The organism is Streptomyces sp. NPDC018026 (assembly GCF_044327745.1).
GTDB classification, from domain to species: Bacteria; Actinomycetota; Actinomycetes; order Streptomycetales; family Streptomycetaceae; genus Streptomyces; species Streptomyces rubrogriseus.
On the sequence record NZ_JBIRFY010000002.1, the window covers coordinates 495,682 to 508,180 of the forward strand.

Consider the following 12,499-nt stretch of genomic DNA (forward strand, 5'->3'; position numbering starts at 1 on the left):
CCGGCACCGCATCAATGCGCCGGCCCCGGACCTGCGGGTCCGGGGCCGGCGCAGAGCAGACGTTCAGCAGTCCTCTAGGAGAGGTCGACAGCGTTGATCGACAGTCCGTTGTCGACGGTGTAGTACGGCCGTACCCTGGCCCGCCCGCGCGGCGTGTCCTCGAACACGGTCACGGGGTACACATAGACCTTCTTGCGGTCCTTGACGTCGCTGAACCACGCGCCGACACGCACTGTTTCGGCCCGGCCGACGAGGCGTACCGACAGGTCCCACAGGTCGTGCTCTTCCTTGTGCAGACGGGCCACGGCCGCGCTGGGAACGCGGATGTGCAGCAGTCCGTCGTCGTCCCGGTGCCATGACGGCTCCAGGACGGCCTCGGTCCGCTTGCGGTTGCGCAGCTCGAAGCCCTCGATCTCGCCTGCGGCGCCGAACAGGCGTGCCGTCACGCCGATCTCGGCGCCGTCGGTGTCGACGGTGATCTGCCGAACCTCGGCGTGGACGTCCGCCTCTCGCGCGGTCAGCGCGATGAAACCGTCCACCGTTGTGTAGGGCAGCAGAGCCTTCACCGGCGACTGGTCCGGCTCGGGCAGAAAGCCGACGAGGCCACGCAGGTCGAGCAGATCGCTGCGCAGGCGCTTGCGCGGCTTCCCCGTCGGCTCGACCCACAAGTCCCACACCGCGTTCCCCAACGACAGGGTGCGCTCGACGGTCGCGCGGACTCGGCCGCCGTCGTCGCGTGTCAAGGGGATGCGAAGCGTCGGGCGGTCGTCCTCGCCGCCACGCCTGATCAGCAGAAGTGTTCCTTCGTCGACCGGTGCCTCGGCCGCCGGCGTGACGTGCAGCAAGCCGTTCGGGTCGGCGTGGAGCGATCCGCTCATGCGCGCGGGTGCGGCGACCGCCTGTGGTTGGGCGGGCCCCGACTGCGCGGCGCGAGTGGGCAGGAGGCGGCGCCAGCGCGAGGTGCGGCGCGAGGCGCCAGCGGAGTCGCCGGCGCCGAGTTCGCGGAACAGTTCCTCGTAGCGCACGGCGATCGCAGCGGGGTCGAACCGCTCGGCATTGCGTCGGGCCGCGATGCCCATCGAGGTCCGTTCGGCTTCGTCGTTGATCAGCCGCAGCAGCGCGGCGCCGATGGCGTCCACGTCTCCCGTGGGAGCGAGCAGTCCGTCCTCGCCGTCACGGATGATCTCGCGCGGGCCGAGCGGGCAGTCGGTGCTCACGACGGGGACGCCACACCGCATCGCCTCCACGATCGTCATGCCGAAGGACTCGCTGGCCGATGTCACGGCCGCGATCGAACCCTTCACCCACTCCGCCTCGATGGGCGAGGCCACTCCCATGAGGTGGACCTGGTTGTACAGGGAGAGTTCGTTGATCAAGGCACGCAGCTTGCCGTGCTGGCTGCCGTCGCCGTATATCCGCAGTTGCCAGTCCGGGTGCTGGGAGGCGATCTTGGCGAAGGCCCGCACGAGGAGGTCGTACCGCTTGACGACCGCCAACCGTCCGGCGGCGACGATCACCTTGGCGGTCGGGTCGGCGGGGGTCACCGCGGGGGCCGGGACGCTGTTGGGTATGGAGACGACCGGCAGCCCCGGCACGGCCATGTCGTTCCGGTAGTTCTCCGCGTCGGCCTCGGAGACCGTGACGAACCCACTCAGGCGTGCGTAGTACTTCTTCAGGTCCGCGACCAGTGGCGCTGGATGTGATTCGAGGGTGATGTGCTCCTGGCCGATACGCAGCGTCCGGTCACCGGCGAGGCGCGCGACGTATACGTTGAGGCCGGGGCGCGTACCGATGGCCACATCCGGGCTGTTCTTCTTGAAGTATTCGGCGACCCGTTCATCGGTCACGGTGCTGTACTGGCGGTAGCGGGCCTCGCCCGCGGGGAAAATCCGGGCCGGCGTATTCCGGTCTTTCTCCGGGACCAGGCGGGTGTCGATCAGTCCGGTGACCTTGACTCGGGGATCCACCGTGAACAGTGGGGCATCCACCGACTGGAAAATCGACACGATCTCAACCTCGTGACGCTCGGCCAAGGCGGAGGCGAGATTGATCGTCGTCCGATTCGTTCCACCCAGGCCATAAATGTTGTGAATCAGGAATGCAATCTTCATGTGAGTCCCGGTCGAGTGAATCGGCTGCCGACATTGAACGACTGTGACGGCACAGAATACCCGAAGGGTGGCACAAGTCCCCCCGCCATTCCGGCCGCGGCCACTCGGCCGGGATGCGCCTGGAAGCGACCTCGATTCGTCGGCGGGTGACCGCTGCCCGGCCCCGTTGAGGAGGACGGTGGATCGAACCGGAAGGTTCAGTCGTCGGCCGCGACCGCCGCGGACCCGGTCCCGTCGGGCACGCGGCGGGAGACGGTTCGGGCGGCAGTGAACAGCACGGGGGTGCGGTCGGCAACGGTCGGCGCCTGTGGAGTTACTCACAGAAAAATCGCGGTGTTCCACACAACCCTGACGGCTGTCTCGCCATTCACCAGCGGTGCGAGGTGAATGGAGGATTGCGTGCACATTTACTGCCGGGGTCGCTCATCTTGCACTGTGGTAACCACAAGTGGGAATATTTCGAGGTTCCCTGTCGCCCCAAGGTAGGTCATCTGTGTCCCAGCACATAGCCAAGCCCCGTACCACCGCAGTGATCCTGGCCGGTGGCACCGGCCAGCGGGTGGGTCTGTCGATCCCCAAGCAGCTGCTGAAGATCGCCGGCAAGGCAGTCATCGAGCACACCCTGACCACCTTCGAGCAGGCCGACTCGATCGACGAGATCATCGTGCTGATGGCGCAGGGGTACGTACCGGACGTCGAGAAGATCGTCGCCAAGGCCGGGTACACGAAGGTCACCAAGGTCATCGAGGGCGGCTCGACGCGGAACGAGACCACCGAGCGGGCCATCGCGGCACTCGGCGAGGGCCTGGCGGAGGGGGAGGACATCAACGTCCTCTTCCACGACGCCGTCCGCCCCCTGCTGTCGCGGCGCGTCATCGACGACTGTGTGACCGCGTTGGAGCGCTTCCAGGCCGTCGACGTGGCCATCCCCTCCGCCGACACCATCATCGTCACCCGGACCCACGGCGAGGACGGCGAGTTCATCACGGAGATCCCGGACCGCTCCCGCCTGCGCCGCGGCCAGACCCCGCAGGCATTCAAGCTGTCCACCGTCCGCCGCGCCTACGAGGTCGCCGCGGACGACCCCAACTTCCAGGCCACGGACGACTGCTCCGTCGTGCTCAAGTACCTGCCGGACGTGCCGATCCACGTCGTGGCGGGCGACGAGTACAACATGAAGGTCACCCAGCCCGTCGACGTCTTCATCGCGGACAAGCTCTTCCAGCTCGCCTCCACCGCCACGCCCGAGCAGAACGACGACGAGGCCTACCGGGAACTGCTCACCGGCCGGACCCTGGTCGTCTTCGGCGGTTCGTACGGCATCGGCAAGGACATCGCGGAGCTCGCCGAATCCTACGGAGCCACCGTCCACGCGCTCGGCCGCTCCACCACCGGCACTCATGTGGAGAACCCGGAGGACGTCGAGAACGCGCTGGCCAAGGCGTACGCCGAGACGGGCCGCATCGACTACGTCGTCAACACGGCGGGTGTGCTGCGCATAGGGAAACTCGCCGAGACCGACAACGCCACCATCGAGGAGGCGCTGAAGGTCAACTACCTGGCCCCCGTGCAGATCGCCCGCTCCGCCTACAAGTACCTGGCCGAGAGCGGGGGGCAGTTGCTGCTGTACACCTCCAGCAGCTACACCCGCGGCCGTGCCGAGTACAGCCTGTACTCCTCGACGAAGGCCGCGATGGTGAACCTCACCCAGGCCCTGTCCGACGAGTGGGCCGGTGACGGCATCCGCGTCAACTGCGTCAACCCGGAGCGCACCGCGACGCCGATGCGGACCAAGGCCTTCGGGCAGGAGCCCGCGGGCACGCTGCTCTCCTCCGAGGCGGTGGCCCGCACCTCGCTGGACGTGCTGCTGTCGGAACTCACCGGGCACGTCATCGACGTGCGCCAGCAGGACCCGACCGCGGGCGCGGCGCGCGCCTCCGGCTTCGAACAGGCGCTGGCCTCGGTGTTGGACCGTCAGGACGGCGTGTAATAATCAAGGACTAATAGCTTCCGACATTCAGGCCCCTGCGCCTTCCCGCCCAAGAATTTGGTGCACGGATATTCGCGGGGGTCTGAATCCGTACTTCCTCAAACCCCAGGCATAAACCGGCATTCTCCCTCCAGAGCAGGTTTCCTCGTGATATCCACCGCTATTCGCGTCGCACGGGTGGACAGCGCGGCCGAACTGGCCGCGGCGATCCTCATGATGCTGGGCTTCCCCTGTCTCATGCTGGGCGCTCTCCTCCCGAGCATTCCCGTCTTCGCGTCCGCGGCCGCCGTGACGTACCTGGCGGACCACTATCTGCACCGCAAGGGCAGCTACCTGATCAAACGGCTCAGCAAGGTCCGGGCGGGCCTGTCGATCCGTTTCCTGATCCGCCAGCTGCTGCTGGTCCTGCTGCTGGCCCGCCTCTCCCTCGCGGACGACCTGATCTACTACGGGGCAACCACCTGCTTCATCGTCTTCTACGCCCTTCAGGCCCCCCAGGGCGCGCTGGTCACCCTGATACGCACCCGCCGCCGCATGCCGGTCGCGACCCGCAACGTCGATCTCGCCTCGCGTGTGCGCATCCCGGACGCCCCGCCGCGCATGCTGCTGCGCCGCTCCGCCGAGAAGATGCTGCACCTCGACCTGGCCGCCGTGGCAGGCATCCTGGTCGCCGCGGCCATGGAGTCGGCCGTGGCCGCCTTCGCCGGAATCGCCGTCACGCTGGCGCTCGGCCTCCTCTACGTGCTGACCCTGGTGTTCTACGCCCGCGTCCGGAGGGTTTCGTCGGACAGCGGCCAGATACTGGCCGCGATCGACGGCTGGCTGCGCGAGTACCGGCCCGAGACGGTTCTGTACTTCTCCGGCTCCAAGGACTCGGCGTACCAGCTCAACATGTGGCTGGAGACCATGGAGCAGTTGGACTCCCGGCCGCTCATCGTCCTGCGCGAGCGAGTCATGCTCGAGCGCATGGCGCCCACCACGGTTCCCGTCATCTGCGTGCCCGGCGGCGTGCACCTGATGAACATGGACCTGTCCACCGTGCGGGTCGCGCTGTACGCGGCGAACGTCGGCAAGAACATCCACATGCTGCGCGTGCCGACCATGAAGCACGTGTTCATCGGCCACGGCGACAGTGACAAGCTCGCCAGTGTCAACCCGTTCAGCAAGGTGTACGACGAGGTGTGGACGGCCGGGCGGGCCGGCCGCGACCGCTACGCCATCGCCGACGTCGGCGTCCGCGACGACGACATCGTCGAGGTCGGCCGCCCGCAGCTCGCGCCCATCCAGACCTGGCAGGGCGTGCCCGACGACCGTATGCCGACCGTCCTGTACGCACCCACCTGGGAGGGCTGGGACGACAACCCCGGCAACACCTCGATCCTGCTGGCCGGTGAGAACATCGTCCGCACCCTGGTGAAGGCCGATCCGCCGGTCCGGGTCCTGTACAAGCCGCACCCCTTCACCGGTACCCGCAGCGCGCAGGCCGCGGCCGCCCACCGGAGGATCACCGCGCTGATAGAGAAGGCCGCCGCGGCGCGCGCCGCCGACCCGCGCTTCACCGCGCAGGCCTCCGCGCAGGCCGACGCCAAGGCCGAGCTGGCCCGCATCGAGGGCCGTCTCGCCGCGCTGTCCGGCGGCACGGCCAAGGGCGACGAGGCCGAGGCGGCCCGCGACGGCATGGTGGACGTCCACAAGCACCAGGAGGCCGCCCGGCTGCGCGCCGACTGGAACGCCGCCTACTGGCGTTCCGTCCCCGACTGGGAGCACCGGGTCGTCACGGGTGCCGAACCGCGTCTGTACGACTGCTTCAACGTCTCCGACGCGATGGTCTCCGACATCTCCAGCGTGGTGTCCGACTTCATCGCCAGCGGCAAGCCGTATGCGGTGACGGACTCCGCGGAGCTGGGTGCCGAGGAATTCCGGAACCAGAACACGGCGGTGCGTGCCGCGGTGATCCTCACCAACAGCGCGACGGAGCTGGACGGGCTGCTGGCGGCGGTCCGAAACCACGCGGCCGACCCGCTGGCCGAGGACCGCGAGGAGCTCAGGCGCTACCTGCTGGGCCCGGACGAGCCGAAGTCCATCGACCAGTTCAACACCGCCGTCGCGGACCTCGCGCGGAAGGCCGAGACCCGCAATTCCGGTCAGGAGACCCGTGTCACGGCCGGCGGCCCGGACGTGGACATGAACCTGACGGAGATACTGCCCGATCAGCGCACGTCGCCCGTTGAGGAGACGGACGACGACCAGCGCACGGCGCCCGTTGAGGAAACGGACGACGTCGCGGCGGGCTGACCCGCCCAGCAGCGGTTCGACGGCTTCGAGCCGTGCGGCCGGGTCCGGCGTCGTGCCGGACCCGGCCGCTTCATGACGGGGCCGAGCGGGGGAGCCGGCGTCAGACCTCCCGCGCCTGCTCCAGCATCAGGTCCACGACGCGCGCCGCGGCCCGGCCGTCGTCGAGGTCGCAGAACAGCTCCTGGAAGCGCCGGTAGCGGTCCGCGTACTCGGCCGACACCTTGTCCAGGTCGCCCAGCGCGCTCACCAGCTCCTCCGAGGTGTGGATCAGCGGACCCGGCGCGTCGTTCTCGAAGTCGAAGTAGAAGCCCCGCAGCTTGTCCCGGTAGTGCTCCAGGTCGTACGTGAAGAACAGCATGGGCCGCTTCAGGTGCGCGTAGTCGAACATCACCGAGGAGTAGTCCGTCACCAGCACGTCGGCGGCGAGATACAGGTCCGCGATGTCGGGGTACTCCGAGACGTCGTGCACGAAGCCGTTGCCCGCGCCGGGAATGCTGTCCACGACGTTGGAGTGCCGGCGGATCAGCAGCACGTGGTCGTCACCCAGCCGCGCGCGGGCGTCCTCGACGTCGATGCGCAGGTCGAACTTGAACTGCCCCCGCCGGTGCGAGAGGTCGTCCCGCCAGGTCGGCGCGTAGAGGATCACCCGCTTGTCGGCGGGCACGCCGAGCCGCTCCTTGATCGCCCGGGCACGCTCGGCGAGGTCCGGCGCGTAGAGGTAGTCGTTGCGCGGGTACCCGGTTTCGATGATCTTTCCGTCGAAGCCCATGGCGCGCTTGAGGATCGGCGTGCTGAAGCGGTTGGAGGAGACCAGCATCGTCCAGCTGCGGGCCTCCTGGATCAGCCGCTCGTGGTACTGCGGGTCGAACTTCGGCGCCTCGATGTCCAGACCGATCTTCTTCAGCATGGTGCCGTGCCAGGTCTGCACGACCACCTGCCCCGGACGGCGCTCCATCCAGTGCGGCAGGTGCGCGTTGGTGACGATGTAGCGGCAGCGGGCCAGCGCCTCGTACCACTCGGTGCTCCAGAACCGCACCTTGCGCGCCGTGTCGGGCAGGTCCACCTGACCGTCCCGGACCAGCCACAGGTACTCCAGGTCGGCCCCCCGGCGCAGCAGCTCCTCGTGCATCGCGCGCGGCGAGTCCGAGTACTGCTTGCCGTTGTAGCTGATGAACAGCACCGCGTCCCGCAGCGGCTGGGTCCGCCCCGCTTCGTACACGTCCTTGCGCAGCCGCTCCTGACGGTAGGCGCCGCGCTCCAGGACGGACAGGTCGGACGGGCAGTTCAGCTGCGGGAAGTTGTACCAGCGGGACTCGAACTCGTACTCCCGGTCCTTCGCGGCGCCGAGCACCGGGAAGTCGTCCACGGCGAGCCGGTCGACGAGGAAGGGGATGTCGCTGCCGTCGGGGGTGCGCAGGAAGAAGTTCCAGCGCCCGCTCTTGAGCGGCAGCGTTCCGTCGGGACCGGACATGGACGCCGGGGTGAACTCGGCGGCGAACGAACCGTCCGGCGACGTCCGCAGGGCCACGGTCTTCTCGTCGAACCGGTCCCGGGCCTTCACGACGAAGTCCGCCCCGTCGATGTCGGCGGCACTCACACCCTCGACGACGTAGCGGTCACCGGCCCAGCGCACCGACGTGATCTTCGCCTGCAGCGGGCGGCCGGAGAACTTCAGATAGCCGTTGTGCCCCGAGACCAGGGCTATCTCGTTGCGGTCGGCGTTCTCCGCGAGGGACGCCGGCAGCCGCATCTCGCCGTCCGCGAGCCCCTCACGGACCACGGTGGAGAAACGACGCTCGCCCCCGTCGGCGGCCACCGCCACCAGCTGGGTGCTCCAGTTGCGCCGGGAGGCCGCCGCGGGGTCCGCGCCGCCGGCGGCGTTCTCCTCCTTCACGACGTCCTGGTGCTCCGGCAGCAGGGCCACGTCCCGCATCGGCACCCGCACCGTGAACGGGGTGTGCGCGCCGTCGGCCGGGCTCAGCGTGACCGGGTAGTGCAGCCGCTCGCCGCTCTTCTTGTTGGTGACGCGCAGCGAGACGCTCTCGCCCGCGTCCAGCGGCACGCGGATCTCACCGTCGATCTCGATGTCCGCGCCGACCGCCCGGTGGCCCGTGATCAGCGCGCGTACCCGCTCGACGGTGAGCCGCAGCGCCCCGTTGACCGGCGTCGGCAGCAGCCGGAAGTCGTCGTCCAGCCACTGGTAGGGCGGGTGGTTGGCCCGCGTCGGGCCCTTCACCTGGACCGCGCGCTTGCGCAGCAGACCGGCGGTGGCGATGCCGATGCCCACCCGCCAGGTCCCCTCCTCCCACTGGGAGCCCCGGCGCAGCTTGAGCGGGTCGAGGTCCGCCTCCCAGCCCGACCAGTCGTAGTTGTTGTGCTTGCGGCCGGACAGCGACGTGGCCTCGGGCACATGGGTGTTGCGCAGCGGCACCACCGTGGCCCGCCGGGAGCCGTCCTTCTTCAGCACCAGGACCTTGGCGGCGCTGCGCCGGCCCGACTGGTCGATCTGGTCGACCCACGCGTGCCCGGCCAGCCGCAGTCTGCCGCCGTCCCAGCGGATGTCCTGCAGCGGGGCGTGGAGCTTCAGGTCCGGGTCGATCCGGCGCGCCTTCTTCGGCAGGCCGGCGGCGGCCGCCTCGACCGTGGGGTAACTGACGTACTTGCGGACGAGCCCGCCGATCTCCACGGCGTCCCCGCGCCGCTCCGCCTTGATCAGGTCCACCAGGTCGTCCAGCGCGTGCTTGCGCACCAGCAGCCACTTGATCCGGGCGGTGGCCGGCAGCTCCATGACCACCTGCGGGTCGACCTGGTCCAGGTACTTGTTGATCACACGCAGGAACTCGGCGCGGAACTCCTCGTCACCGTCCGGCAGGACGTTCAGGAAGATCCGCAGGTCACCGGTGAGGGCGGTGTGGTCGTACGCGTGCTTCAGCTCGGCGCCCGACTCGCCGGGCCGGGAGGCGAAGAAGCGGCTGACGGACTCCACCGCCGCCGCACGGTCCCGTACCGCCTTCGGCTCCGTCCGGCGCTGGGTGATGGAGGGGGCGGCCTCGCCCTCGCGCAGCCGCCAGTAGTACGTGGGCTCGCTGATGATGTCCACGGCCTCGGCGAGGAACTGCGCCGGGAGGATCACCGGGACGTCCTCGTACAGCACGCCCTCGGGGAAGGAGAGGTCGTGCTTCTCCCAGAACGAGCGGCGGAACACCTTGTTGCAGGCTATTCGGTCGGTCAGCAGCTTCTTGTTCCGCGATATGTGCGTCCGCCTGACCGCACCGCCGGCGAGGATGCGGTGCATCGGGGACTGCCAGATCTTGGTGCTGTTGATGTGCTGGACGTTGCCCGTGACGAAATCCGAGCCGCTCTCGTCGAGGGAGTCCACCATCAGCCGGTAGGCGTTCGGCGGGATCATGTCGTCGCTGTCCACGAAGGCGACGTACTCCGACTCGGGTGCCAGCCGTGTCATCCCCGTGTTCCGCGCCGCGCCCAGACCGGCGTTCTCCTTGCGGATCAGCCTGAAGCGCGGATCGCGGGCCTCGTAGTCGGCGGCTATCGACGCCGAGTCGTCCGGCGAACCGTCGTCCACCATCAGCACCTCGAGGTCGCGGAAGGTCTGCGCGGCCAGGGAGTCGAGGCAGGCGGGGAGATAGCGCTCCACGTTGTAGATCGGGACGATGACACTGAGCCGAGGGGCCATGCTGGGTGCGATTCCTTCCGTGGTCAGGCCCGCTCGACCGGTTCGAGCGCCTGGGTGGGGGTCGGGGCGTGGGAACGGTCGTCGAACGGGACGACGGGCAGCAGGTTCTCCTCGCCCAGGAAGACACGTCGTACGACCCGTTCGGCCGCGTGTCCGTCGTCGAATTCGCAAAAGCGCCTGCGGAAGCCGTCCCGGCGCTTGGCCGTCTCCGGGGTGTCGTAGGTGCCGGAGGCGAGCAGCCCCAGCAGCTCCGTCTGGGTGGTGGCCACCGCGCCGGGCGGTTCCTGGAGCAGGTCGAAGTAGGTGCCGCGCACCACGGAGTAGACGTCCCAGTCGGGGACGTAGCTGATGATCGGGCGGTCCAGTACCGCGTAGTCGAACATCGCCGAGGAGTAGTCCGTGATCAGTGCGTCGGCCGCGAGGTACAGGTCCTCCACCCGGGGGTGCCCGGACACGTCCATGATGCGGCCGGTGCGGCGCAGCGCGTCGGTCTGCGGGGAGTCGCCGTAGAAGTAGTGGCCGCGCACCAGCAGCGTCACGTCCGGACCGAGTTCGCGGGCGAACCGGGCCGGGTCCAGGGCGGAGGTGAAGCCCGGCTGGTACTCGCGGTGGGTCGGCGTGTAAAGGAACGCCTTGGTGCCGTCGGCCAGCCCGAGCGCGGCGCGGGCCGCGCGCACGTCCTCGGCGGTGGCGTTGACGAGGACGTCGTTGCGCGGGTAGCCGGTCTCCAGCGTGGTGTACGAGCAGGGGTAGACCCGCTCCCAGACGACGGTCGAGAACCGGTTGGCGCTGATGCTGTAGTCCCAGCGGTCGCACCGCTCCAGGAGCTTCTCGAAGTCCATGTCGGTGGAGGCCGGGTACTTCTGCTGGTCCAGGCCCATGGTCTTCAGCGGGGTGCCGTGGTGGGTCTGGACGTGGATCTGGCCCTCGCGCTTGACCACGGAGTCCGCGAAGTTCACGTTGTTCACGAGGTACTTGGCGCGGGCCAGGGCCGTCCAGTACTCGCGTGAGCCCACCCGGACGACCCGCACCCCCTTGGGCACCCGGCCCGCGTGGTCCGCGTGGACCGCCCAGACGCGGCGCATGCCCGGAGCCAGCCGGGCCAGTTCGGCGTCGATGGCGGCCGGGTTGCAGGAGACGCCGCGGCTCCAGTAGGCGGAGAACAGCGCCAGGTCGTCGTCGAGCGGCAGCCTGAGCTGCGACTGGTAGAAGGCGCCCATCGCGCCGCGCTTGGACCGGTTGAGCGCGGCGCGGATGCCCTTCTTGACCCGTCGGCGCGCCTTCACCGCCGCGAGCGCGCTCATCAGCGTGGTGTAGGCGTCGCGCTCCAGCATCGTGTACTTGTGGCCGCGGCCGCCGCCCGGCCGGGCGAAGCCCTTCGGCATACGGGCGCGGTAGTCGGCGGAGGCACGGTGGAAGAACTCGGCCCGCGCGTCCCGCGGCAGCCGGCCCGGACTCTCCAGCACGGTCAGGTAGTGGTCGACCATCTTGCGGAACAACGGGCCGCGCCATGCGGCGAGTTCCTCGTGCGCGTCGACGTAGTCGAAGACCCGCTGGTACTGGTCGAAGATGTCGAAGTGCTTGCGGCTGACCGTCTTGAGGATGTTGCCGCCCTCACGCCGCTGCCGGTAGTGCACGCAGACCCGGTCCAGCAGGGCGATCCGCTCGGCAGTGATCAGGGAGCCGAACGTCCAGGGCGCGTCCTCGTAGTAGCCGGGCGGGAAGGTGAGCCCGGTGCGGGCGACGAAGTCGCGCCGGTACGCCTTGTTCCAGACGATCTGGAGCAGGTCGAGCAGCTGCGGACGGTCGGTGAGGGAGAACACGTCCGGGCCGGTGTTGCGGAGCAGGTCCGCCCGCTGATTGCGGCTGACTCTGCCGTTCCAGTACGTACGGGCGTAGTCGTAGACGATCAGCTCGGGATCGTCGGTCGCGTCGAGACGGTCCGCTATCGCGCTGAGCGCACCCTCCGTCAGGGTGTCGTCACTGTCCAGGAACAGGACGTAGTCGCCCTGCGCCTTTTCCAGCCCGGCGTTGCGCGCGCGCCCCAGCCCCACGTTCTCGGTGAGGTGCATCACGTGGATGCGCGCGTCGTGCCTCGCGTACTCGTCGAGGATGGCCCCCGAACCGTCCGGCGAGCAGTCGTCCACTGCGATGAGCTCGAAGTCCACGTAGTCCTGGCCGAGCACCGAATCGAGGCATTCGGGCAGGTAGCCCTGCACCTTGTGCACCGGGACGATGAGGGAGAACCTGGGCATCCTTGCAACCTGTTCGAAGGGGGAACTGTCCGTGCGTTGCCGCGTACGGTAGTGCGAAAGCCTGTGGCGTGCGGCCAAGGGTAACGGTCCTGTTGTCGGGTATGCCCGATCCCGTGCCTGATATGTCCGGTCCTGCCCCGGGGGCTCTTATGAG

Annotated in this window: 5 protein-coding genes; 2 read left to right on the top strand and 3 right to left on the bottom strand. The window is 68.8% G+C overall.

The window, feature by feature from the left end; genetic code table 11:
- Window positions 1-74 precede the first annotated feature (74 nt).
- Window positions 75-2,111: a glycosyltransferase family 4 protein gene (locus tag ACH4D3_RS07850; protein ID WP_398318923.1), complete on the bottom strand. Its 2,037-nt coding sequence runs from the start codon at window positions 2,109-2,111 to the stop codon at window positions 75-77.
- Between the two features lie 493 nt (window positions 2,112-2,604).
- Between ACH4D3_RS07850 and ACH4D3_RS07855 the strand changes: the two genes are divergently transcribed.
- Together ACH4D3_RS07855 and ACH4D3_RS07860 are read left to right on the top strand one after the other, a co-directional pair.
- The gene (locus tag ACH4D3_RS07855; protein WP_398317749.1) at window positions 2,605-4,101 is read left to right on the top strand and encodes a D-ribitol-5-phosphate cytidylyltransferase; all 1,497 of its coding nucleotides are present in this window, start codon (window positions 2,605-2,607) and stop codon (window positions 4,099-4,101) included.
- 177 nt (window positions 4,102-4,278) lie between these two features.
- Complete coding sequence (locus ACH4D3_RS07860; protein ID WP_398317752.1) at window positions 4,279-6,396, top strand: hypothetical protein; 2,118 nt, start codon at window positions 4,279-4,281, stop codon at window positions 6,394-6,396.
- 100 nt (window positions 6,397-6,496) lie between these two features.
- On the opposite strand, the gene ACH4D3_RS07865 is transcribed toward ACH4D3_RS07860, so the two are convergent.
- Entirely contained in the window at window positions 6,497-10,090 is a 3,594-nt protein-coding gene (locus ACH4D3_RS07865; protein ID WP_398317755.1) for a CDP-glycerol glycerophosphotransferase family protein, read from the bottom strand.
- Between the two features lie 23 nt (window positions 10,091-10,113).
- Entirely contained in the window at window positions 10,114-12,345 is a 2,232-nt protein-coding gene (locus ACH4D3_RS07870) for a CDP-glycerol glycerophosphotransferase family protein (RefSeq protein WP_398317758.1), read from the bottom strand.
- Window positions 12,346-12,499: the final 154 nt, after the last annotated feature.

Coding starts and splice junctions, on each gene's coding strand:
- ACH4D3_RS07870 (WP_398317758.1), bottom strand. CDS start 12,345: ATGCCCAGGTTCTCCCTCATCGTCCCGGTGCACAAGGTGCAGGGCTAC.
- ACH4D3_RS07865 (WP_398317755.1), bottom strand. CDS start 10,090: ATGGCCCCTCGGCTCAGTGTCATCGTCCCGATCTACAACGTGGAGCGC.
- ACH4D3_RS07850 (WP_398318923.1), bottom strand. CDS start 2,111: ATGAAGATTGCATTCCTGATTCACAACATTTATGGCCTGGGTGGAACG.